Source organism: Methylobacterium sp. J-077 (assembly GCF_022829365.1).
Lineage (GTDB): Bacteria > Pseudomonadota > Alphaproteobacteria > Rhizobiales > Beijerinckiaceae > Methylobacterium.
Genome location: NZ_JAKSYJ010000014.1, coordinates 1 through 22647, shown reverse-complemented (window position 1 = coordinate 22647; position 22647 = coordinate 1). Strand labels below are relative to the sequence as shown.

26 protein-coding genes are annotated in these 22647 nt (G+C 70.1%); 17 read left to right on the top strand and 9 right to left on the bottom strand.

The annotated features are described in order from the left end of the window. Positions 1–3: 3 nt before the first annotated feature. The 3 genes from MKL11_RS00260 to murA form a co-directional block, all read right to left on the bottom strand. Positions 4–276, bottom strand: coding sequence for a hypothetical protein (locus MKL11_RS00260; RefSeq protein ID WP_313900722.1), 273 nt, complete (start codon positions 274–276; stop codon positions 4–6). Then, the gene (locus MKL11_RS33345) at positions 245–382 is read right to left on the bottom strand and encodes a hypothetical protein (RefSeq protein WP_313900721.1); all 138 of its coding nucleotides are present in this window, start codon (positions 380–382) and stop codon (positions 245–247) included. The genes MKL11_RS00260 and MKL11_RS33345 overlap by 32 nt, the downstream gene beginning before the upstream one ends. A 209-nt stretch (positions 383–591) precedes the next feature. Further along, positions 592–1881, bottom strand: coding sequence for a UDP-N-acetylglucosamine 1-carboxyvinyltransferase (gene murA, locus MKL11_RS00255; RefSeq protein ID WP_243939224.1), 1290 nt, complete (start codon positions 1879–1881; stop codon positions 592–594). A gap of 599 nt (positions 1882–2480) precedes the next feature. Here murA and hemA point away from each other — a divergent pair. The 9 genes from hemA (at position 2481) to MKL11_RS00205 (ending at position 10630) form a co-directional block, all read left to right on the top strand. Next, positions 2481–3761, top strand: a complete 1281-nt coding sequence (gene hemA / locus MKL11_RS00245; RefSeq protein ID WP_243939222.1) for a 5-aminolevulinate synthase — start codon at positions 2481–2483, stop codon at positions 3759–3761. Between the two features lie 287 nt (positions 3762–4048). Next, positions 4049–4846, top strand: coding sequence for an inositol monophosphatase family protein (locus MKL11_RS00240; RefSeq protein ID WP_243939207.1), 798 nt, complete (start codon positions 4049–4051; stop codon positions 4844–4846). 82 nt (positions 4847–4928) lie between these two features. Beyond that, complete coding sequence (locus MKL11_RS00235) at positions 4929–5474, top strand: adenine phosphoribosyltransferase (RefSeq protein ID WP_147854491.1); 546 nt, start codon at positions 4929–4931, stop codon at positions 5472–5474. Positions 5475–5654: 180 nt separating this feature from the next. Beyond that, positions 5655–5789: a 50S ribosomal protein L34 gene (gene rpmH, locus MKL11_RS00230; RefSeq protein ID WP_039893469.1), complete on the top strand. Its 135-nt coding sequence runs from the start codon at positions 5655–5657 to the stop codon at positions 5787–5789. Between the two features lie 138 nt (positions 5790–5927). Continuing rightward, positions 5928–6539, top strand: a complete 612-nt coding sequence (gene rnpA / locus MKL11_RS00225; protein ID WP_243939206.1) for a ribonuclease P protein component — start codon at positions 5928–5930, stop codon at positions 6537–6539. Next, positions 6529–8385 (top strand): membrane protein insertase YidC, encoded by a 1857-nt coding sequence (gene yidC / locus MKL11_RS00220; RefSeq protein WP_243939205.1) that lies wholly within the window; start codon positions 6529–6531, stop codon positions 8383–8385. Before rnpA ends, yidC begins: the two co-directional genes overlap by 11 nt. Before the next feature lie 11 nt (positions 8386–8396). Then, positions 8397–9050: a ribosome biogenesis GTP-binding protein YihA/YsxC gene (gene yihA, locus MKL11_RS00215; protein WP_243939204.1), complete on the top strand. Its 654-nt coding sequence runs from the start codon at positions 8397–8399 to the stop codon at positions 9048–9050. A gap of 26 nt (positions 9051–9076) precedes the next feature. After that, positions 9077–9448: a DUF423 domain-containing protein gene (locus tag MKL11_RS00210; RefSeq protein ID WP_279600138.1), complete on the top strand. Its 372-nt coding sequence runs from the start codon at positions 9077–9079 to the stop codon at positions 9446–9448. 180 nt (positions 9449–9628) lie between these two features. Beyond that, entirely contained in the window at positions 9629–10630 is a 1002-nt protein-coding gene (locus tag MKL11_RS00205) for a phytanoyl-CoA dioxygenase family protein (protein WP_243939203.1), read from the top strand. Between the two features lie 11 nt (positions 10631–10641). Here MKL11_RS00205 and MKL11_RS00200 read toward each other — a convergent pair whose 3' ends face one another. The 3 genes from MKL11_RS00200 to MKL11_RS00190 form a co-directional block, all read right to left on the bottom strand. Then, positions 10642–11316, bottom strand: coding sequence for a metallophosphoesterase family protein (locus MKL11_RS00200; RefSeq protein WP_243939202.1), 675 nt, complete (start codon positions 11314–11316; stop codon positions 10642–10644). A 52-nt stretch (positions 11317–11368) separates the two neighbouring features. After that, positions 11369–12016 carry an RraA family protein gene (locus MKL11_RS00195; RefSeq protein ID WP_243939201.1) on the bottom strand — a complete coding sequence of 216 codons (648 nt, stop codon included), beginning with the start codon at positions 12014–12016 and terminating at the stop codon, positions 11369–11371. A 112-nt stretch (positions 12017–12128) separates the two neighbouring features. Next, positions 12129–12623, bottom strand: coding sequence for a pilus assembly protein N-terminal domain-containing protein (locus MKL11_RS00190; protein ID WP_243939200.1), 495 nt, complete (start codon positions 12621–12623; stop codon positions 12129–12131). Between the two features lie 299 nt (positions 12624–12922). Here MKL11_RS00190 and MKL11_RS00185 point away from each other — a divergent pair, with 299 nt between their 5' ends. From MKL11_RS00185 to MKL11_RS00175, 3 genes are all read left to right on the top strand, one after another. Continuing rightward, positions 12923–13087: a Flp family type IVb pilin gene (locus MKL11_RS00185; protein WP_058193027.1), complete on the top strand. Its 165-nt coding sequence runs from the start codon at positions 12923–12925 to the stop codon at positions 13085–13087. A gap of 147 nt (positions 13088–13234) precedes the next feature. Beyond that, complete coding sequence (locus tag MKL11_RS00180; RefSeq protein ID WP_243939199.1) at positions 13235–13777, top strand: prepilin peptidase; 543 nt, start codon at positions 13235–13237, stop codon at positions 13775–13777. Positions 13778–13872: 95 nt separating this feature from the next. Beyond that, a complete protein-coding gene (locus tag MKL11_RS00175) occupies positions 13873–14619 on the top strand; it encodes a M48 family metallopeptidase (RefSeq protein WP_243939198.1) in 747 nt (248 codons plus the stop codon). A 7-nt stretch (positions 14620–14626) separates the two neighbouring features. Here MKL11_RS00175 and MKL11_RS00170 read toward each other — a convergent pair whose 3' ends face one another. Then, a complete protein-coding gene (locus tag MKL11_RS00170) occupies positions 14627–15001 on the bottom strand; it encodes a hypothetical protein (protein ID WP_243939197.1) in 375 nt (124 codons plus the stop codon). A gap of 224 nt (positions 15002–15225) precedes the next feature. On the opposite strand from MKL11_RS00170, the gene MKL11_RS00165 reads away from it, so the two are divergent. The 4 genes from MKL11_RS00165 (at position 15226) to MKL11_RS00150 (ending at position 20071) form a co-directional block, all read left to right on the top strand. Further along, on the top strand, positions 15226–15732 hold the full coding sequence (locus MKL11_RS00165; protein ID WP_243939218.1) for an invasion associated locus B family protein: 507 nt from the start codon (positions 15226–15228) through the stop codon (positions 15730–15732). Positions 15733–15755: 23 nt separating this feature from the next. Then, complete coding sequence (locus MKL11_RS00160) at positions 15756–16400, top strand: hypothetical protein (protein WP_243939196.1); 645 nt, start codon at positions 15756–15758, stop codon at positions 16398–16400. A gap of 157 nt (positions 16401–16557) precedes the next feature. Next, positions 16558–18438: a glycosyltransferase gene (locus tag MKL11_RS00155; protein WP_243939195.1), complete on the top strand. Its 1881-nt coding sequence runs from the start codon at positions 16558–16560 to the stop codon at positions 18436–18438. A 10-nt stretch (positions 18439–18448) separates the two neighbouring features. Continuing rightward, a complete protein-coding gene (locus MKL11_RS00150) occupies positions 18449–20071 on the top strand; it encodes a glycosyltransferase family 2 protein (RefSeq protein ID WP_243939194.1) in 1623 nt (540 codons plus the stop codon). 5 nt (positions 20072–20076) lie between these two features. Here MKL11_RS00150 and purC read toward each other — a convergent pair whose 3' ends face one another. Together purC and nth are read right to left on the bottom strand one after the other, a co-directional pair. Next, entirely contained in the window at positions 20077–20871 is a 795-nt protein-coding gene (gene purC / locus MKL11_RS00145; protein ID WP_082643291.1) for a phosphoribosylaminoimidazolesuccinocarboxamide synthase, read from the bottom strand. 220 nt (positions 20872–21091) lie between these two features. Continuing rightward, a complete protein-coding gene (nth, locus tag MKL11_RS00140; protein WP_243939193.1) occupies positions 21092–21874 on the bottom strand; it encodes an endonuclease III in 783 nt (260 codons plus the stop codon). Between the two features lie 20 nt (positions 21875–21894). Between nth and MKL11_RS00135 the strand changes: the two genes are divergently transcribed. Then, a complete protein-coding gene (locus MKL11_RS00135) occupies positions 21895–22416 on the top strand; it encodes a DUF2244 domain-containing protein (protein WP_243939192.1) in 522 nt (173 codons plus the stop codon). Positions 22417–22647: the final 231 nt, after the last annotated feature.

The following is a 22647-nucleotide window of genomic DNA, read 5'->3' as shown; positions in this document are numbered from 1 at the left end:
GGCTCAGGCGGCGTCGTGTTCGAGACGATACGGCGCCGCCAGCAGCGCGATCGGCAGATGCCAAGCCTCGCTGATGGCGCGGATCTGCGCGAGGTTGAGGGGCCGTTTCCGGCTCAGGATCTCCGAGGCGCGCGCTCGCGAGCCGAGCAGGCGGGCCAGTTCCGCCTGCGAGCGGCCCATATCGGTGATGGCGGCGTGCAGGATCTCGACCGGGTCGGCCGCCGTGATCGGGAAGGTCCGCTCTTCAGTAGTCTTCCACGAGCGTGGCGAGCACATCGAGCTTGTCGCCGGCCGGCGTTCCCCGTGGGGAGCCCCAAAGGCGCTCGATTTCCTGCAACGCGTCCCGGTGGTCCGCTTCCGAGCGGATCGGCCTGATCTCCACGGGCGGTCTCCTAGAACCAGGCATGGCGTCGCCTTTGGGGATACTATCTCTGCGAAGGCTGGGGAATTCTCCCGACGCCCGATCGTCCACCTTGTCATCCCGGGCTCCGCTTCGCGGCCCCGGAATGACGAGGTTGTCGATCCGGCCGGCGTCGCATCACCGAACGAAGCGATCACCCCAGGAGCAGCGATCCCGCACCAAACCCAGCCCTACGCCCGCACCCGCTCGATCTGCGCGCCGCAGCGCCCGAGCTTGGCTTCCAGCGCTTCGAAGCCGCGGTCGAGGTGGTAGACCCGGTTGATCTGGGTCTCGCCCTCGGCGGCGAGGCCGGCGATCACCAGGGAGACGGAGGCGCGCAGGTCGGTCGCCATCACGGGCGCGCCCTTGAGCCGCTCGACGCCCTCGACGATGGCGAGGTCGCCCTCGAGCCGGATCTTCGCGCCGAGGCGGGCCAGCTCCTGCACGTGCATGAATCGGTTCTCGAAGATCGTCTCGCGGATATGCGACTGGCCCTTGGCGAGCGTCATCAGCGCCATGAACTGCGCCTGCAGGTCGGTGGGGAAGCCCGGGAACGGGTCGGTCGTCACGTCGACGGCCGCGATGCCGGCGCCGTTGCGGCGCACGCGGATGCCGCCCTCGACCTGGCTGATCTCGGCGCCGGTGGTCGACAGCACGTCGAGTGCCGAGTGCAGCAGCTCGGTCCGGGTGTCCTTGAGGATCACGTCGCCGCCGGTCATCGCCACCGCCATGGCGTAGGTGCCGGTCTCGATCCGGTCGGGCAGCACTTCGTGGCGGGCGCCGTTCAGCCGGGCGACGCCCTCGATCTCGATCCGGGGCGTGCCGGCGCCGCGGATCTTGGCGCCCATCTTGTTCAGGCATTCGGCGAGGTCGACCACCTCGGGCTCGCGGGCGGCGTTCTCGATCACCGTGGTGCCGTAGGCGAGCGAGGCCGCCATCAGGGCGACATGCGTGCCGCCGACCGTGACCTTGGGGAAGGCGATCTCGGCCCCGCGCAGGCCGTTCTTGGTCCTGGCGACCACATAGCCGGCGTCGATCTCGATCTCGGCCCCGAGCCGCTCCAGGGCCATGATCAGCAGGTCCACCGGCCGGGTGCCGATGGCGCAGCCGCCCGGCAGCGAGACCTTGGCCTCGCCGAACCGGGCGAGCAGCGGCGCCACCACCCAGAAGCTCGCCCGCATGGTCGAGACCAGATCGTAGGGGGCGGTGGTGTCGATGACGTTCGAGGCGGTCAGCCGGATGGTCTGGCCGGTCTCCGTGGTCTGCCCCGGGCGCTTGCCGACGACCATGTGGTCGACGCCGTGGTTGCCGAGGATCCGGGTCAGGGCGGAGATGTCGGCGAGCCGGGGGACGTTGATCAGCTCCAGCGTCTCGCCGGTGAGCAGGCTCGCGATCATCAGCGGCAGCGCCGCGTTCTTGGCGCCCGAGATCGGGATCACGCCGTTGAGGGGCGCGCCGCCGGTGATGTGAATGCGGTCCATCATGTGTCCTCGGGCGGCGCACCGTCTGGGCGCGCGGCCGGCCGTTCTCCTGGTGGACGCCGCGGCGCCCAGGCTTGGCCGTCTCCTATAGACCGGATTTGTCGGAATCTGGACCGCGGGAATCAGGCGCCTCAGGGCCGGACCTGTCGGCGTCCGGTGACGACTCGGTCTCGGCGCGCCCGCGCCCCTGCGCCTTCCGCCGCCGCAGATTCTCCCGCAGCGCCGCCTTCAGGCGCTCGGCGCGCGTATCCTTGCTCCCGCTCATCGCGCGGCCCTTCGCCGCCGCAGGCTTGAGACAAGCGATCCCGCACCGGGGCAGGCCGTTCGGCATGAAGACGGGCGGGTGCTCAAGGATCTGGAGCCGTGTTCGGGTGGGTTGGGGCCTCCAGCGAGGCTAGCGAGTTCGTCCCCGCCTCTCAACGGGCGCAGGGCAGCGATGTCGGAACCTTACCTTGAACCAGTTCCAGATCCGCGCGTATCTTTCGCCGCTCACGCGAAGGACTGGACCGAGGCCGTACCTCGATCGCGGGACTTGGGTGCCGCGCCGGCACCGCCCGCACGGCCGCACACGCGAAGGACGCTCGATGACCGTCACCCGGATGCCCAGCACGGTGCTCGCCCAAGCGGGCTCGACGCGCGCCGGCTCTGGCTACGAGCGGTATTTCCGGGGCGCCCTGGACCAGCTCCACGGCGAGCGGCGCTACCGCGTCTTCGCCGATATCGAGCGCATCTCCGGCCGGTTCCCCACCGCCAGATGGCGCAAGCCCGACGGCAAGACCACCGAGATCACCGTGTGGTGCTCCAACGACTATCTCGGCATGGGCCAGCACAAGGAGGTGGTCTCCGCGATGACCGACACCGCCGCGCGCTGCGGCGTCGGGGCGGGCGGCACGCGCAACATCGCCGGCAACAACTCGCCCCTGGTCGATCTGGAGCGCGAGCTCGCCGACCTGCACGGCAAGGAGGCCGGGCTGGTCTTCACCTCGGGCTACGTCTCGAACCAGGCCGGCATCTCGACCATCGCCAAGCTGATCCCGGACTGCCTGATCCTGTCCGATGCCTTCAACCACAACTCGATGATCGAGGGCGTGCGCCATTCCGGCTGCGACAAGAAGATCTTTCGCCACAACGACCTCCAGCACCTGGAGGAACTGCTCCGCGCGGCCGGCGACCGGCCGAAGCTGATCGTGTTCGAGTCGGTCTACTCGATGGACGGGGACGTCGCGCCGATCGGCAGGATCTGCGATCTCGCCGACACCTACGGGGCGATGACCTATCTCGACGAGGTCCACGCGGTCGGCCTGTACGGACCCCGCGGCGGCGGGATCAGTGAGCGCGACGGCGTGATGCACCGGGTCGACGTGATCGAGGGGACGCTCGCCAAGGGCTTCGGCTGCGTCGGCGGCTACATCACCGCCTCGGCGGCGATCTGCGACGCGGTGCGCAGCTTCGCCCCGGGCTTCATCTTCACCACGGCGCTGCCGCCGGCGGTGGCCGCGGCCGCCCGGGCCTCGGTGCGCTACCTGAAGCGCTCGAACGCCGAGCGCGAGGCGCACCAGGCCCAGGCCGCCGCCACCAAGGCGGCGCTCACCGAAGCCGGCCTGCCGGTGCTGGAGACCGAGACCCACATCGTGCCGGTGATGGTCGGGGACGCGGAGCTGTGCAAGGCGGCGGCCGACCATCTGCTCGAGCGCCACGCCATCTACATCCAGCCGATCAACTACCCGACGGTGCCGCGCGGCACCGAGCGCCTGCGGATCACGCCCTCGCCGTTCCACGACGCGGCCCACATCGCCCGCCTCGCCGCGGCGCTGGCCGAGACCTGGGAGACCCTGGACCTGCCGCGGGCCGGGACGGTGTTCGTCGAGGCGGCGGAGTAGATTTTTCTAGATCGTGTCGCGCGCCGCCTCTCCCTCCCCCCTCTGTGGGGGAGGGAGAGGGGAGCGCGGGTTTAGGAACAGGCGCTGCTTTCATGAAGGGCGCAGCTTTATTCTGCGCCGTCGCTCCCCTCTCCCGACCCGCTTCGCGCGCCACCCTCCCCCGCACAGGGGGGAGGGGGAGCCGCTGCACTCTCCGCGCCCGCCCATCTCCCGCCCCCATCTCGTCTTTTCAGGCGCGCCCCTGTAACCACAGCACCAATTCTCCCCGGCGAAAAGTCTCAAGAAAAATGATCTCCTCCCCGCTCATGACCGTGATGGTCGATGCCGTGCGCAAGGCCGCCCGCGGCCTGCGCCGCGATTTCGGCGAGGTCGAGAACCTCCAGGTCTCGCGGAAGGGCCCGGGCGATTTCGTCTCCGCCGCGGACCGGAAGGCCGAGGAGACCCTGCGCGACGCCCTGATGAAGGCGCGGCCCGGCTACGGCCTCGTGCTGGAGGAGAACGGGATCATCGAGGGCACCGACAAGAGCCACACCTGGCACGTCGACCCCCTCGACGGCACCTCGAACTTCCTGCACGGCGTGCCGCATTTCGCGATCTCGGTCGGGCTGGAGCGCGACGGCCAGATCGTGGCCGGCGTCATCTTCGATCCGATCAAGGACGAGCTGTTCGTCGCCGAGCGCGGCAAGGGCGCCTATCTCAACAACCGCCGCCTGCGGGTCTCGGGCCGGCAGGACATGGCCGACGCGCTGGTGGGCTACGGCACGCCCTATCTCGGCCGCGGCAGCCATCCGCGCCTGCTCCGCGAGATCGGCGCCGTGATGGCGGTGGCCGGCGGCACGCGGCGGATGGGTTCGGCGGCCCTCGACCTCGCCTATGTCGCCTGCGGGCGCCTCGACGGCTACTGGGAGCGCGACCTCCAGACCTACGATTTCGCCGCGGGCGTGATCCTGGTGCGCGAGGCCGGCGGCTACGTCACCTCGGCGGACGGGGCGGCCGAGCCGCTGGCCGCCCGCTCGGTGGCCTCGGGCAACGAGGTGCTGCACCGGGAACTGCTCGCCCTCCTCAAGAAGGTCCAGGCGGCCTGATCCGCCGCGAGAATCCTCAAAACTGGTCAGGGATCGGGGCTTCTGCTTTAAGCGCGCCGTCCCCCACGGAAGGCCCGAACCCATGGAAGCCCGCCGCCACGTCGCGCTGAAGGAATCGATCCGCTCGATTCCCGACTACCCGAAGCCCGGCATCATCTTCCGCGACATCACCACGCTGCTCAGCGACCCGCGCGCCTTCCGGCGGGCGGTGGACGCGCTGGTCCATCCCTATGCCGGGGGGCGAATCGACCAGGTGGCCGGCATCGAGGCGCGGGGCTTCATCCTCGGCGGGGCGATCGCGCACCAGCTGTCCTGCGGCTTCGTGCCGATCCGCAAGAAGGGCAAGCTGCCCCACAAGACCGTCTCGATGGCCTACGCGCTCGAATACGGCACCGACGAGATCGAGATCCACGTCGACGCCGTGAAGCCCGGCGACAAGGTGCTGCTGGTCGACGACCTGATCGCCACGGGCGGCACCGCGACCGCCGCGGTGAACCTGCTCCAGAAGATCGGCGCCGAGATCGTGGCCGCCTGCTTCGTGATCGACCTGCCGGAGATCGGCGGGGCGCAGCGCCTGCGCGACATGGGCGTCGAGGTGCGCGCCCTGATGCAGTTCGAGGGGCATTGAGACCCAGGAAGACGTCCGCGAAACGTTGACTTCGCGGGACCCATCCGCCATAAGCCCGCCACTCGCGACGTGGCGCCCCGCATGGGCGCCCTTCGTGTTTGCAGACAACCAGGACGCGTGAAGGTCGGGTGCGGCATTAGCCGCCCGCGAGCGCGCCTCGACCTTTGAAGGCTCTGAGCCATGAAGAGAACCTACCAGCCGAGCAAGCTCGTCCGTAAGCGTCGCCACGGTTTCCGTGCGCGCATGGCCACCGCCGGTGGTCGCAAGGTGATCGCGCGCCGTCGCGCCCACGGCCGCAAGAAGCTGTCGGCCTGAGCCGGCGGATCCTCGTCGGCGCGGCCCTGCTCAGGCAGCCGCGTTCCGAGGCGTGAGCATGACGCGGACACGTGGAACCCGGTTTTCCGAACGCGTCATGCAGCACAAGCAATGAGATCGGCCGGGATCGAACCATCGATGGCGACGATCGAGCGGCTGAAGAAGCGGCCTGACTTCCTGGCGACAGCCGAGGGCCGCCGCTTCCATACCGAGCGCATGACCGCCCAGGGGCGGCTGCGTGATCCGCAGGCCGCGGATGGGCTGAGGCTCGGCTTCACCATCACCAAGCGCGTCGGCCATGCGGTCGAGCGCAACCGCATCCGGCGGCGCCTGCGCGCGGCCGTGAGCCTGGTCGCGTCCGATCTGCCGGGTGAACTGGCCCGGCTGCCCGCCGATATCGTGCTGATCGCCCGGCGCCCGGCCCTGACAGCGGCCTTCGAGGTTCTGGCCGAGGATCTTCGCCGCGCCATCCCGACCGTGACGCGCCCGGCCGCGCCGCGGCCGCCCGGCCAGCGGTCCGGCGGCAAATCCAACGGCAAGTCCGGTGGTCCACCGTCCAAAACCAAACCTCTCCAGCGCGATGCGGGGCAAGCCCCCGCGCGACCTGCACCCTCCGGCGCAGCGGATCTCGATCCGTCACAGGAGCGTGCGAGAGGTCCCCGAATCGCGGAAGCGCGCCGACCCGATGGGCCCGGCGCCGCTCCTGTTGCCACTCCGAACGCGTGCGGCGGTGTCCCCGATGGGCAATGACAAGACGAACATGTTCGTGGCCATCGGCCTGTCGCTGCTGGTGCTGCTCGGCTGGCAGTACTTCGTGGCCGGCCCCCGGGTGGAGCAGCAGCGCCTGATCGAGGCGCAGAACAAGGCCGCGCAACAGCAACAGCCGCCGGGCGTGACCCCGGACGGGGTGCCGTCGCCCTCGCCCAAGGAGGGCGGGCCGGCAGCCCCCGCGCCCGGCACGGTGCCCGGACAGGGCGGCCCGGTCTCGCGCGAGGCGGCGCTCACCCGCTCGCCGCGCATCCGCATCGAGACCCCGGCGCTCAGTGGCTCGATCGCCCTGAAGGGCGGCCGCGTCGACGACGTGTCGCTCAAGAACTACCACGAGACCGTGGACCCGAAGAGCCCGGAGATCGTGCTGTTCTCGCCCGCGGGCAGCGAGACGCCGTACTACGCCGAGTTCGGCTGGGTCGGCGCCAATGCCGGGCCGCTGCCCGGCAGCGACACCCTCTGGACCAGCGACGGCAAGAGCCTCTCCCCCGGGATGCCCGTGACCCTGACCTGGGACAACGGCGCCGGCCTCGTCTTCAAGCGGATCATCGCGGTCGACGACAAGTACATGTTCACGGTCCGCGAGGAGGTCGAGAACAAGGGCTCGGGCGCGGTGACGCTCTACCCGTACAGCCTCGTCTCGCGCTGGGGTAAGCCGCACACCCAGGGCTACTACGTCCTGCACGAGGGCATGATCGGCTATCTCGGCAACGACGGCCTGCAGGAATTCACCTACGACAAGCTCGCCAAGGAAGGCGCCTATGGCGGTGCCAACACCAAGGGCAAGGCCTGGAACGGCGTGACCGGCGGCTTCGTCGGCATCACCGACAAGTACTGGGCGGCGGCCGTGATGCCCGGCGACCAGGACGTGCCCTATACCGGCGCCTTCACCGACCGCACCGACGGCGCCACCAACGTCTACCAGGCGAGCGTGCGCGGCGACGCCGTGAACCTCGCCGCCGGCGCCACCGCCACCACGACCCAGCGCCTGTTCGCCGGCGCCAAGGAAGTGAACCTGATCAACAACTACGAGAAGGACCTCGGCATCAAGCACTTCGATCTGATGATCGATTGGGGCTGGTTCTTCTTCATCACCAAGCCGATGTTCCGGGCTCTGGACTTCTTCTACCACCTGTTCGGCAATTTCGGCGTCTCGATCCTGGTGGTGACCTTCTGCCTGAAGCTGCTGTTCCTGCCGATCGCCAACCGCTCCTACGTCTCGATGGCCAAGATGAAGGCCGTGCAGCCCGAGATGGCCGCTATCCGGGAGCGGTACAAGGACGACCGCATGAAGCAGCAGCAGGCCACGATGGAGCTGTACAAGAAGGAGAGGATCAATCCTGTCGCCGGCTGCTGGCCGGTGCTGATCCAGATCCCGGTCTTCTTCGCGCTCTACAAGGTGCTGTTCATCACCATCGAGATGCGGCACGCGCCGTTCTTCGGCTGGATCCACGATCTCGCCGCCCCGGATCCGACGAGCATCGTCAACCTGTTCGGCCTGCTGCCCTTCCCGGCGCCGGACTTCGTCCATCTCGGCGTCTGGCCGCTGATCATGGGCGTGACCATGTTCGTGCAGATGAAGATGAACCCCGCGCCGCCGGACCCGGTCCAGGCGCAGATCTTCACTTTCATGCCGATCGTGTTCACCTTCATGCTGGGCTCGTTCCCGGCAGGCCTGGTGATCTACTGGGCCTGGAACAACACCCTGTCGGTGACCCAGCAATACGTCATCATGCGTCGCAACGGCGTGAAGGTGGAGCTGTGGGACAACCTGCGGTCCACGTTCCGGCGCGGCGGCACCAAGGCGGCGGCCACCACCAAGGGCTGATAAGGAAAGCCGTGACCGAGACTGACGACGACGCGGCCGACCTCCTGGAGGCCGGCCGCCTGCTGTTTGCCGGCGCCGCCGACTTCTACGCGGCTGCCCAGGTGCTCGACCGCATCCCGCCCATGGAGGGCGTGGAGATCGCGTTCGCGGGGCGCTCGAATGTCGGCAAGTCGAGCCTGATCAACGCGCTGACCGGCCGCAACACGCTCGCGCGCACGTCGCACACGCCGGGGCGGACCCAGCAGCTCAACTTCTTCCGGATCGGCGACCGCCTGTCGCTGGTCGACATGCCGGGCTACGGCTACGCGGCGGTGGAGAAGGCCAAGGTCGAGGCCTGGACCCAGCTGATCCACGCCTACCTCAAGGGCCGGGCCAACCTCGCCCGGGTGTTCATGCTGATCGACGCCCGCCACGGCTTCAAGTCGATCGACACCGACGTGCTCGATGGTCTCGACAAGGCCGCGGTGAGCTATCAGGTCGTGCTCACCAAGGCCGATTCCCTGAAGAAGGGCGAGGTCGCGAGCCGGATCGCCGGCATCCAGGCCGGCCTGGCCAAGCGCCCGGCCGCCTTCCCGCAGGTGATCCTCACCTCCAGCCGGGACGATCTCGGCGTGCCCGAATTGCGCGCGGCCGTCGCCAAGCTTCTGGTCGAGCGCGGCGCGTGAGGGTGTCGGGGCTCGATCGCGCACTGATGGCTCTGGCCTGCCTCGCCGGGCTGCTCGGTGTCGCGCTCAGCGCCGCGGCGGCGCACATCCCCGGGGCGGATTCGCTCAAGACCGCCGCGCAGTTCCTGCTGTTCCACGCCCCTGCGATCCTGGCGTTGCTCGGACTCGGCGCCGTCGGTCTGGCGCGACACGGGCTCGCCCGTGCCGCGGCCGGCCTCCTCGTCCTCGGCCTGATCCTGTTCTGCGGCGACCTCTCGGTGCGCACCTGGCTGCAGCACCCGCTCTTCCCGATGGCCGCGCCCATCGGCGGTTTCGCCCTGATGGGCGGCTGGCTCGTGGGCGCGATCGGCGCGCTGATTCCCGGGCCGGGTCGGCGCGAAGACCGGACGCCGACCTGACGGTGAGCCGGTGCGGATCGCGTTCCCGATACGCCTCAGTAAGACCGTATTCCTCTCTTATCCGATCCGCATCATGGGACCGATCCGGGGGGACGGAGCATGGCGAAGGCAAACTCGCGGCTGGCGACGGCTGCACGGTCGTGGATCAACGTCGCGCGTCTCATCACGCGGAGACGCAACATGAGGCGCCCAACCGTCCCAGAGGCGGTCCGGCCCTTCGCGGTGGACGCCGACATTCCGGTCGATATCGGCTGCATCAAGATCTCCCGGGCAGAAAACTTTCCGGAATCGGGTCCCAGCCCGTGGCTCGACCATCCCGACGCTTTGGAGACGATTGAACGGCGTCTGGCCCGCGGTGAGATCACCACCGAGCAGGCCGAGATTTGCCGTTACTGGACGGCGCACGGATATTACGTCGCCCGCGGGGCGATCGACCCGGCGACGATCGACGAGGCCTGGTCCGCCTACGAGGCCGCGATCGCCCGGGGCGATCTCACCCTCGCCCCCGAGAAGGCGGCCGAAGACGATCCCCATCCGGGCCGCTACCTGAACCCGCACCTCAAGGTCGAGGCGCTCGATCGGTTGCTCAAGCATCCGGTGCTGATCAATTTCAGCAGCCTGGTGCTCGGCCGGCAGGCGATCCCGTTCCAGACCATCGCCTCGCACAAGGGCAGCCAGCAATCCGAGCACTCGGATTCGATCCACATGACCACCTACCCGATCGGCTACCTCGCCGCGTGCTGGGTCGCCATGGAGGACATCCATGCCGATTGCGGGCCGCTGGTCTATTATCCCGGCACCCACCGCCTGCCGTACCTGTTCAGCCACGATGTCGGCATCTCGACGGACGATTTCCGCGAGCGCGGCTACGCGGCCTATGCGGAGCATTACGAGCCCGCGATCAAGCGCGAGATCGCCGATCACGGCGCCGAGCCGCGGCACTTCCTGGCCCGCAAGGGCGACGTGCTGTTCTGGCACGCCAATCTCCTGCACGGCGGATCGGCCCGCAACGACCTGCGCCACTCGCGCAAGGCGCTGGTGCACCATTACTTCGCCGAAGGCTGCATCTGCTACCACGACCTGTCGTCGACCACCTCGGCGGTCCACGGCCCGGTCGAGAGCCTGCCGACCTGCGGCGCGTCGAGCCCCGACATCCAGGTCCGGGAGAAGATCGCCTCGTAGCGGGCTCGGGTTCAGGCGGCGGGCACCGACAGGAATTCCAGCGCCGGCCCCTGCGCGTCGGAGAAGAGTCCGGCCGTGAGCGCGCCGCCATAGACCGCGGCGGTGTCGAGATTCGTCCGGAACCGGCGGATGTCCGGGCGGCCGTCCCGCTGCGGCGTGTGGCCGTGGACCACGTGCCGGCCGAAATCGTGGTCCCCCTCCAGGAACGGCTCCCGGATCCACAGGCGGTCGTGGGCGTCCGAATCCGGCGCCGCGGTGCCGGGCTGGAGGCCGGCATGGACGTACCAGTGGGCCGCGTCCCCGTGCAGGGTCGGCAGTGCCTCGAGCCAGTCGAGGGTGTCGCGCGGAAGGCCGCCGAGATCCCGCGCGCCGAACGAGTCGAGCGTCTCCTCGCCGCCGTTGTAGAGCCAGTGCCGCGCGGCTTCCGGCGTCAGCAGCGCGTCGAGCAGCATACGCTCGTGGTTGCCCATCAGGCAGGTGACGCGCTCGGGCTCGGCCCAGTTCAGCCGGCTGACCGTGCGCAGCACCGCGGCGCTGTCGGGGCCGCGGTCGATATAGTCGCCCAGGAAGACCAGCCGGTGGGCGCGGTCCCCGGCATGGGCGGCGATCCGGTCCAGCAAGCTATCGAGCAGCTCGGCGCAGCCGTGGATGTCGCCGATGGCGTAGGTGAGGGTCTGGGACTCCATGCGCCATCGTCCACGGGCGGCGCCTGATCCGCAAGGCGGTGCCGGTGGATCCTCAGCCCTTCGCCTCCCGGGCGTAGCGGCCGTCGTACCGGCCTGCCCGGATCAGCGCGAGCACCTCGGCCTCCCGGGCCGCCTGCGCGCGCACGGCCTCGATCAGGCTCGGCGCGAGGGCGGGCGGGAAGGTGACGACGCCGTCCGCATCGCCCAAAACCACGTCGCCCGGGTTCACCGTCCAGCCGCCGATGGACACCGGCAGGTTGACCGCGCCGGGCCCGGTCTTGAACGGCCCCCGCGGCGTCGCGGCACGGGCGTAGCAGGGGAAATCCGAATCCGCGAAGGCGTCGGTATCGCGCACCGCCCCGTCGATCACGAAGCCCGCCACGCCCCGGCTCTCGGCGATCGCCTTCATGATGTCGCCCACGAGCGCCCGGCTGGTGTCGCCGCCGCCATCGACCACGATCACATCTCCGCGACGGACCTGCTCCAGCGCCTGGTGGATGGCGAGGTTGTCGCCGGTCCGCACCCGCACCGTGACGGCCGTGCCGAGCAGCCGGCCTCGCCGGTGGAAGGCGCGCAGGCCGAGCAGGACCGGCATCCTGTCGAGACAGTCGCTGATCGTCGCCGTGGCGACGTCCTGGAACGCCGCGAGCATGTCGGGATCGACGGCGGGCGGCGGCGGATTGAGCGTGATGCCGGGCATCGGCGAGAGACCTCCCTGACGGCGCGCCGGGCGGGATCGCGCCGGATCGAGCCGAAGGTGGATCTTGCCCCAGCGTCCGCGCGATGTCGCGGTCGGGAGCGGGCGGCCGGTTTCAGTGGTCGGCGGCTTGGGGGCCTGCGGCGCCCCCGCCGGTGGCGAGCTTGCGGCGGGCATCGGCCTGGCCGCTGGTCGTCCCGAAATAATTCGCCGAGTCGCCGAGCTGCACGGCCGGCTGGCAGTTCGGCGTGCAGGACAGCGATTCCCGATCCAAGCCGCGCTGGACCGTGATGGTCGAATCCCGCGACGCCTCGACCCGGATCATGGTCTCGGCGATCAGCCCGCCAGCCGTGTCGAGCGCGATCAGGTTGGTCGAGCCGAAGCTCTTGCCGGTGAGCACGAGCACGCCGTTCTTCTGCGGCGTCACTTCGGCGATGATCGGGTTGCCGACGATGACGGTCGCGGTCTTCTCCGGCAGGCGGATCACCTTGGCGTTGTCCACCAGCACGGTGACGATCGGCAGCGGCTCCGGCTGGCCGGCCGCGACCGATGCGCCCGTCAGCAGGAGGACGAGGCCGGCTCGGGCCCCATTCGACAGGGTGCGGCGCATCGGGGTTCTCGGAAGCGGCCGGCGCCTGCGCGTGGCGACGCCTGAAGCCTGAACGGTAGTCCGGGATCGATGAAGGAACCGCTAAGCATGAGACAGTGGCACCAATCGACGGCAATGACGAAACCGATCTTTCACTAAGCTCGCAGGGGACCGCGACCGAACTTTGATCGAGGCGCGATTTAACCGAATTTCAAGGCGTACCCGGCAATGTCCAATGGCCGCCGATCGAGACATACAAATCTTCGTCGGTCACCTCTCAAAACTCGCGCTGCAAATTGTTGATCGAAGGATCGCCCCCCATGAAGACCCTGTTCTCGCGTTTCGCCTCGGACGAGTCCGGCGCCACCGCGATCGAGTACGGCATGATCGCCGCCCTGATCGCCGTCGTCATCATCGGCGCGCTGAAGACCGTCGGCACGTCGCTCACCGCCAAGTTCAGCGCGATCGCCGGCAACCTGAACTGATCGAGTCTCTTCACGGTCAGGATCTGCGGCAGGTTCGAGGTTCCATCGCGTGCAGCGATGGGGTCTCGGCCGGCCGGATCCGCCGTTCGGCGGCGGCCTCGATCCCGAGCCGCTTCCCCGTCGGGCATGGATAGGGTTGGCCCCGAGATGGTTGGCGCAGGATCGGCGATCGCGAGCCTCGGCACGGCGGGTTTCGGCCTGTTGGTGCTGTTCCCGTTCCTGATGGCCTATGCGGCGGCGAGCGACCTGCTGACGATGCTGATCCCGAACCGGATCTCGTTGGCCCTCGTCGCGGGCTTCGCCCTGCTCGCCCTGACCGGCCCGATGGACTGGGCCGAGATCGGACTTCACCTCGGCGCCGGCGCCGCGGTCCTGGCGGTGACCTTCACGCTGTTCGCCTTCGGGGTGATCGGCGGGGGCGACGCCAAGCTGGCCGCTGCCACCGCGCTGTGGCTCGGCTTCGACGGCCTGGGCGATTACCTGCTGGTAGCCTCGATCTTCGGCGGGGCGCTGACCCTGGCGATCCTGGCCGCCCGCGCCTATCCGCTGCCGCGGCGCGTCGCGCGCCTGCCGTTCGCGCTGCATCTCCACGATGCCAAGACCGGCATCCCCTACGGCATCGCGCTCGCCGCCGCCGCCCTGCTGGTGATGCCCGACACCGAGGTCTGGACCCGGGCGCTCGCCGGCTGACGCCGCCGCTCGGCGCAGAGCCGCCACGCCGGAACCGTCGCGATTCCCGAGGTCGGGATCTGGAGCCCCGGTCCGGGGCCGGCTAGAACGGTGCCATGTCGTTCGCGCTGCTGCGTCGTCCCGATCCCGACCACCTCGAGGTCCAGCACGAGGGAGCCAGCCTCCAGATCGCGCTGCGCCGTCGCCCGACCGCGCGCCGGATCACCCTGCGGGTCTCGGCGGCCACCGGTGAGGTCGTGATCACCCTGCCGAGCCGGACCGCGGTGAACACGGCGCAGCGTTTCGCCACCAGCCATGCCGGCTGGATCGCGGCACGCCTGGCGCGCGTGCCCGAGCGAGTCCTGTTCGTTCCCGACGCGATCCTGCCCCTGCGCGGCGAGCCGCATCGCGTGCATCTGCGCGGCACCCGCAGCGGGGCGGTGCGCGTCGAGGTCGGGCAGGGGGAGGGACAGACGGAGCCCGTGATCTCGGTCTCCTGCGAGCCCGCCCATGTCCCGCGCCGGGTCCGGGATTTCCTGACCCGCGAGGCGCGTCAGGATCTGACGGGGGCGGTGGAGCGCTACGCGCCGTTGCTCGGTCAAAGGCCGGTGCGCATCACCCTGCGCGACACCCGCAGCCGCTGGGGCTCCTGCACCGCGCGCGGCGAGCTGAATTTCTCGTGGCGCCTGATCCTGGCGCCCCCGATGGTGCTCGATTACCTCGTCGCCCACGAGATGGCGCATCTGCGCGAGATGAACCACTCGGCCCGGTACTGGGCGCTGCTGCGCAGCCTCTGCCCGCATGTCGACGCGGCCGAAGCGTGGCTGAAGCGCAACGGCACCAGCCTGCACCGCTACGGCTGATCGGGCCTCAGCCCTTGGCGCGCAGGACCTTCTCGCGGGTCACGGCCTCGCCGGGCCAGGTCGGCCTGGGATCGACCTGGCCGGGTTCGAGCGTGCGCGGGGCGACGCTGTCGCAGATCTCGCGCTGGCGGATGATCACCGGGTTGCCGAAGGTGTCGCGGCGGCGGACGAGGCCGCCCTCCCGGCAATAGCCGGCGATCGCGGCCTGGCCGTTGCGGCCGCCATACGGGTTCACCGCCACCGGCGGATGCTCGACGATCAGCGTGTCGGAGCGGTTCAGGGAGTGTTCCACATACGTGGTTTCGCCGACCGGAAGCGACTGCGCCCCGGCCTGCGCGAGGGTGGCCAGCAGGAAGCCGGCCGAGAGGGCGAACAGGCGCATCACAGCTTCAGGATCCTGCGCTGGAGGAAGAGCTCCCTTCATTTAGGCCGTTCTGCAACTCTCGGGTAGCGTCCAGGCGCAACACCGGGGCCGGCATCGCTTGACAGCGCGGGGCGGACCATGGTCGGAACACCCCCGATTTTACGGCCCTGCCGGTCCTCGGCGGTGGCGTTCCGAAGGGTTCGGTGGTGCCGCTTCACGCGAAGCTCGATCGTTTTCGGCGCGTGGTCCGGCGCGTCGCGCTGCCGGTATCCCTCGCCCTCTCCGCGACAGGGCTCGCATCCGCCGGGCCGGCCGCCGCCCAGGGCATGGTGCGCAAGACCTTCGACGACTGGCAGCTGCGCTGCGAGACGCCGGCCGGCGCGAAGGCCGAGCAATGCGCCCTGGTGCAGTACCTGGCCGCGGAGGACCGCCCGAATCTCACCCTGGTGGTGATCGTCCTGAAGACGGCCGACAACCGCGGTTATCTGCTGCGGGTGGTGGCGCCACTGGGCGTGCTCCTCCCCTCCGGCCTCGGCCTGAAGATCGACCAGACTGATGTCGGCCGGGCCGGCTTCGTGCGCTGCCTCACCACCGGTTGCGTGGCCGAGGTGGTGATGGATGACGGCTTGATCCGCCAGTTCAAGGGCGGCACGCAGGCGACCTTCATCGTGTTCCAGACGCCCGAGGAAGGCGTCGGCATTCCGCTGTCGATGAAGGGCTTCGCGGCCGGGTTCGACAGCTTGAAATGACGAGGCCGCTCGGGAGCCGTGCGATGATCGGAGGTCGTGACCTGGTCCTTGGCCTGTGCGGCCTGATCCTCGCCGGGGCGCTGTCGGCGAGCCCGGCTTGCGCGGAGGACGGCAACGTCTTCTCCAACCTGTTCAAGTTCGGCGGCACGACGGTGCCGCCGTCGCAACCCCAGAGCCTCGATCCGCCCTATTGCCCGCCCGTCGAGGTGGCCGAGAACGGGGCCGCGTATCGCGTGCTCGCCGGGAGCGAGGTGCGGACGCAGTTCTCGGTCGGGCGGCTCGCCCGGGAATGCGCCCGGCGCCAGGACGGCTCGGTCACCGTCAAGGTCGGCGTCGAGGCCAACGTCCTGCTCGGCCCGAAGGGCGCGCCCGGCCGGTTCGACGTGCCGGTGACGATCCAGATCCGCCAGGACGGCAAGGTCGTCGCGAGCCGCGTCGAGCATTCCAGCGTGGTCGTCGGACCGGGGGAGGCCCAAGGCTTCACCACCATCGTCGCCGAGGAACTGACGGTGCCGCCGGCGGCCGCCGAGGATTACGAGATCACCGTCGGTGTCGGCACCAGCAAGGGCACCGGCGGCAAGCCCGCCGCCAAGCCGCGGCGCAAGAAGCCGGCGGTGGCCGAGCCCGCAGCCGCTGAGCCCGCCGGCGGAGGCGACGCTGCCCAGTGATGCCGCGGCGCGTCTCGTCGATCCGAACTCGCTGACGGGGACAGCCGGACACGGCACAGCCTGGCTCGGCCGCGCGACGCGGTTTCACCTGGAGCCGGCCGACGATCCGGTCTTCGATCGCCGCCTCGTCCTGCCCGACCATCCGGTCGGCTGGATCGTGCTGAGCTATGCCGGCGATCCCGGTGTGGCGCCGCGCCGCCCGATCCTGCGGGTCCTGCGCGGGGTGGACGGCACCCCGCAGGACTTCATCCTCCCGGGCGCGTCGCACGGCTATGCCCATTGGCTCGGCCTGATCCCGCCGGATACGCGGGAGATCCGCCTGTCGGCGGGAGCCGGCTTCGTGCTGGAGCGGGTCGGGACCCGGCGCGAGGTGTCGGTACTGGCCCAGTGCCTGCTGCGCCGGCCCTGGCGCTTCGTCTCGGCGCTCTACGAGCGCCTGCGCGGATCCGAGCGGCGCTACCGCGATACCCTGCGCGGCGCCTGCGCGGTGACGCCCCTGCGGCACTACGGATCCTGGGCGGCGTCGCGGAATCGCCCGGTCCGGATCGCCCCGACCGACCTGCGGATCCGCTGCCTCGTCCTGGCCCGGTCCGGGGAAGAGGCGGCGCTCGCCGCGACGCTCGATGCCCTCGACGCGCAGATCCATCAGGCCCGGACCGTCGGGGTCGCCTGGGAGGATGCGCTCCCCGCGACGCCGGATCCCCGCGCCGATCACCGGCTCTGGGATCGTCACGCGACCGCCGCCGAACTGATCGCCGAATCCGACGCCCTGTGCCTGCACAGGCCGGGCGACATCCCGGCCCCGGACGCGCTTGCCCTGCTGGCGCCGGCCCTGGCGGAGGCGGATCTCGCTTACGGCGACGCGATCGGCCCCGATGGCCGGCCGCAGCTCAAGCCGGATTGGAGCCCGGACCTCGCGCTGGCGACCGGCTATGTCGGCCGCGCCGCGCTGTTCTCGCAAGCCCTGCTGTCCCGGCTCCCTCCCCAGCCGCTCGGGCCCCTGGACGAGGCGGAACTGGCCATCGAGAGCGCCGCGATCGCCGCCGGTGCGCGTGGCGCCCACGTCCCGCGCGTCCTCGCCCGCACCACCGGCGCGTGTCTCGACCCACCAGCCCGGGCGCAGGCGCTCGACGCGCGCCTGAAGGCTTCGGATGCCCCGATCGGCGCGACGCTCCGCAACGGCGCCGTCCACCTGGGCTGGCCGCTGCCGCAACCCGCCCCGAAAGCCAGCATCGTGATCCCGTCGCGGGACCGGCTCGACCTGATCGAGCGGGTCTGCCGCGGCGTGCTGCTTGAGACCGCCTACCCAAACCTCGAGCTGATCATCGTCGACAACGGCTCCACCGATCCGGCCGTGCTGGCGCATTACGAAGCGCTGCGGCGCGACCCGCGGGTCCGGATCCTGATCGATCCGCAGCCGTTCAACTTCGCCGCGATGGTCAATGCCGGCGTCGCCGCGGCCACGGGCGCGGTGGTGGTGCTGCTCAACAACGACGTGGCGGTGCTGGAGCCCGGCTGGCTCGACGCGATGGTCCGCCAGGCGAGCCGGCCGGAGGTCGGGGCGGTCGGCGCAAAGCTCCTCTACGCGGACGGCACCCTGCAGCATGCCGGGGTCGTGGTCGGCCTCGGGGGACGGGCCGGCCATATCCTCCGCCGCCGCCCCGGCGATACGCCCGGCCATCTTGGCCGCCTGCGCGTGGCCCACGAGGTCTCGGCCGTGACCGCCGCCTGCCTCGCCGTATCGCGGGAAAAATATTTGGCGGTGGGCGGCTTCGAGGCCGAGGCCTTCCCGGTAGATTTTAACGACGTCGATTTCTGCCTGCGCCTGGGCGCTCGCGGCTGGAAGACGGTCTGGACCCCCGCCGCCACCCTGGCCCACCTCGAATCCGTGAGCCGGGGCCCCTCGGTCGGGGCCAAGCGCGCCCGCTTCGAGCAGGAGGCGGCCCGGTTCTCCGAGCGCTGGCGCGCTGTGATCCGCCACGATCCCTATTACCATCCCGCCCTGTCGGTCACGACCTTCGGCGAGGATCTCGAATGACGCGACGCCGATGACCAGGCCTGTGGCGGGCCTCGCGCAGTTGCTGCATCTCGGGATCCCGCGCCGCTCCGGGCGCGCGGTGCTCGGCGCGCTGCGCGGGCTCCTGGGCCGGCCCCGGGCGACGGGCGAGATCCTGGCCGCGCGGCTCCAGGGGAAACGCCTGCGCGCCCGCCAGAAGCTGGCGGCCCTGATCGGGATCGATCACCGGCTCACTCTGCCGAAAAACATCCTCGACCGTTTCCCGCCCGCGCCGGCCCCGCCGGGCGACGGCATCCGGCTGTTCGGCGACGGTCTCCTCGTTTCGGGCGCTGCGGCCCGCATCGCCGCCGCCTTCGCGGCCGATCCCGAGCTGCAGGCGGTCTACGGTGACGCGCTGGTCCAGGATCGACCGAACGGACCGGTGCGCCCTCTGCTGCCGCCAACCTTCGATCCCGAGTTGCTGGCGGCGGTCGATTACCTCACGCCCCTGCTGGCCTGCCGGCCGGGGGCGCTGGCTCCGGAGACGCAGCCGAGCGGCGCCGCCGACGCTGCGTTCCAGATCGCCGAGCGGCACGGCGCCCGCGCGATCGGCCATTTGCCCGAGATCCTGACGATCCGGCGCGGCGACCCGGCCGATTGCGTGGCGCCGGCAGGGGAGGGGGGACGGCACCGCCATCGCGACGCCCTGCGCCGCCATCTCGACCGGACAGGCCGCAAAGGAAGCCGCATCGTGCCGGCCGAAGACGGCCTCCTGCAGGTCGAGCACCCGCTGCCGGATCCGCGCCCGCTGGTGAGCGTGATCGTGCCGACCCGCGACCGCCTCGACCTGCTCCGCCCCTGCCTCGACAGCCTGGCGGCCTGCACCGACTGGCCGAATCTCGAGATCCTGGTCTGCGATAACGACAGCCGCGAGCCGGAGACGCTGGCCTTCCTCCAGGCGCTGGAGCGGGAGGGGAGGGGGGGCGTCGTGCCCTGTCCCGGGCCGTTCAACTTCGCCGCCATGAACAACGCCGCCGCCGCCCGCGCCCGCGGGGCGCTGCTGGTCTTCGTCAACAACGACGTCGAGGCGTTCCGGCCCGACTGGCTGGCCCGGATGGCCCGGGAGGCTTTGCGCCCGGAGATCGGCGCGGTCGGCGCAAAGCTCCTCGACGGCGAGGGGCGGATCCAGCACGGCGGCATCGTGCTCGGCACGGGCGGCGGCCTGGTCACCCACGCGCACCGCCACTTCCCCGGGGACGCGCCGGGTTACCTCGCCGCCTTGCGCGCCACCCACGCGGTCGCGGCGGTCACGGCCGCCTGCCTGATGGTCGAGACGCAAAAATTCCGGGCGGTCGGCGGCTTCGACGCGGCGGTCTTCGCGGTCGATTTCAACGATGTCGACCTGTGCCTGCGCCTCAACGCGGCGGGCCACCGCACCCTGCTGGTGCCCGGAGCGGTGCTGCATCACCGCGAATCGGCGAGCCGCCGGTGGACGCCGGAGGCCCGCGCCCGCCACGCGCGCGAGATCGCGGCGCTCAAAGAGCGATGGGGGCCGCTGCTGGCGCAGGACCCCCATTATCATCCAGGCTTCGACCCGGACCTCTCGACCCACGCACGTCTGCGCGCGGGTTTCTGGGATGCAGGGCCGGGGCCGATCCGACGCCCGCCTGCCTGACCGGCCTACTGCACGAGGCGCGGGCCGCCGGTCTGAACCTTCTCGTTCTCCGACATGATCCCGAGCCGCTTGGCGACTTCCGTGTAGGCCTCGATCAGGCCGCCGAGATCCTTGCGGAACCGGTCCTTGTCGAGCTTGTCCGAGGACTTGATGTCCCACAGCCGGCAGGAATCCGGGGAGATCTCGTCGGCGACGACGATGCGCATCATGTCGCCTTCCCACAGGCGTCCGGTCTCGATCTTGAAGTCCACGAGCCGGATGCCGACGCCGAGGAAGAGGCCCGACAGGAAGTCGTTGACGCGGATCGCCAGCGCCATGATGTCGTCGATCTCCTGGGGCGTCGCCCAGCCGAACGCGGTGATGTGCTCTTCCGAGACCATCGGGTCGTTGAGCGCGTCGTTCTTGTAGTAGAACTCGATGATCGAGCGCGGCAGCTGGGTGCCTTCCTCCAGCCCCAGCCGGGTCGCCAGCGAGCCGGCCGCGACGTTGCGCACCACCACCTCGAGCGGGATGATCTCGACCTCCCGGATCAGCTGCTCGCGCATGTTCAGCCGGCGGATGAAGTGCGTCGGCACGCCGATGTCGTTGAGGTGCTGGAACACGAACTCCGAGATCCGGTTGTTCAGCACGCCCTTGCCGTCGATGATCTCGTGCTTCTTCGCGTTGAAGGCGGTCGCGTCATCCTTGAAGTGCTGGATGAGCGTCCCGGGCTCGGGCCCCTCGTAGAGGACCTTCGCCTTGCCCTCGTAGATGCGACGGCGGCGGTTCATAGGCGTGTACCGTGGTTTGAGGAAGTCCATGGGCCGAGGCTCCTGATGCGCGACGAGTGGGAGGATCCGCGGCGCGGCGACCGAATGCGAAGGTCGGGCAGCCGGACGGCCTCTGCCCGAGGGCCCGGCTACTGCCGTTCAAACTAGCCGAACCGGGCTTCCAGCACAACGCGTTAGCCCGCAGGGCGGGATTGCGTGCGCGGGTCCGGACGTGGGTCCGGGCCCCCTTCGGACCCGGCGCCTCACCCGGTCACGCGGCGGTCTTCGACGGGTAGCGGCACAGATCCGCGATGAGGCAGCGCGGGCATTCGGGCTTGCGCGCCTTGCAGGTGTAGCGGCCGTGCAGGATCAGCCAGTGATGGGCGTGCAGCCGGTAGGGCTCCGGCACGATCGCCTCCAGCCCGGCCTGGACCTTGTCGGTTGTGGTGCCGACGAACAGCGGGATCCGATTCGAGACCCGGAAGATATGGGTGTCGACCGCGATCCGCGGCACCCGGAAGGCGATGTTCAGCACGACGCTGGCGGTCTTCGCGCCCACCCCGGGCAGCACCTGCAGCGCCTCCAGGCTCGCCGGCACTTCGCCGCCATGCTGCTCGACCAGGATGCGCGACAGGGCGACGACGTTCTTGGCCTTGGTGTTGAACAGCCCGATCGTGCGGATGTAGCCGCGGACCGTCTCCTCGCCGAGCGCCAGCATCGTCGCGGGGGTGTCGGCCACCGCGAAGAGCGGGCCGGTGGCGAGGTTGACGCCACGGTCGGTCGCCTGGGCCGACAGGACCACCGCAACGAGGAGCGTGAACGGGTTCACATAGTGCAACTCGCCCTTCGGCTCGGGTTCGGCCGCGTGGAAGCGCCGGAAGATCTCGGTGAGCGTCGCCGCATCGACCGCCTCCGGCGCTGTGTCGATATGGACGGTGGAAACCGGCGTGATCCGTCCGCCGAGCCGCCCGGAGGCGGCGCCTTTCCCAGTGGTGCCTGCGTCACGCGGGCGAGGCGCGCTCTTTACCGACGGCGGAGTCTTTCTGGCGGGCATCGGCGCGTTATATGGATCGGATGGCGAGCGGCAATCCTTCAGTCCATCCCTACGGGCTCGACCCGGATACGATCGGCCGGCCGGTCTTCTCGGCCACGATCCGGCCGCACCAATCCTTGAGCCGTCTCGGCTTCCGGGTCGTGATGACCGGATGCTGCCTGGTCTCGCTCACCGTCTCGGTCTGGGCCTGGCGGATGGGCTTCTGGCCGGTGGCCGGCTTCTTCGGTCTCGACATGCTGGCGATCTACGCGGCCCTGAAGGTCAGCCTCCGGCGCGGTCGTTCCTTCGAGGAAGTGATGATCTCGCAGCTCGAGATCCTGCTCGCCCGGGTCAGCCACCGGGGTGAGCGGCACGAATGGCGGTTCAACCCGCTCTGGACCAAGATCGTGACCATCGAGGACGACGAGTACGGCCTGCAGCGACTCACCCTGGTCTCGCGGCGCCAGCAGGCGCTGGTCGCCCGCGATGCCGATCCGGATGAGCGCGCCCGCATCGCCCACGGGCTCGGGCAGGCCCTGGCCCAAGTGAAGAAGGGCTACTGAGCGCGCTGCTGGCCTGTCTCACGGCCGTCATCGGGCGGCGCGAGAAAAAACGATCGCACCGCACAAAGCCGGTTGACGGGTCCGGGGCGCCTGTCTATACCCCGGTTCATCGGCGCCGGCCGCGGAAGTGGCCCGGGCGCTGACGCATCTTCTGACAGGATCGGCGATTGGCCGGCGGGTTTGCCGGGCGGTTGGCTGTTTTTGTCCGATGCGGCTTCGGGGTCGGGTTCG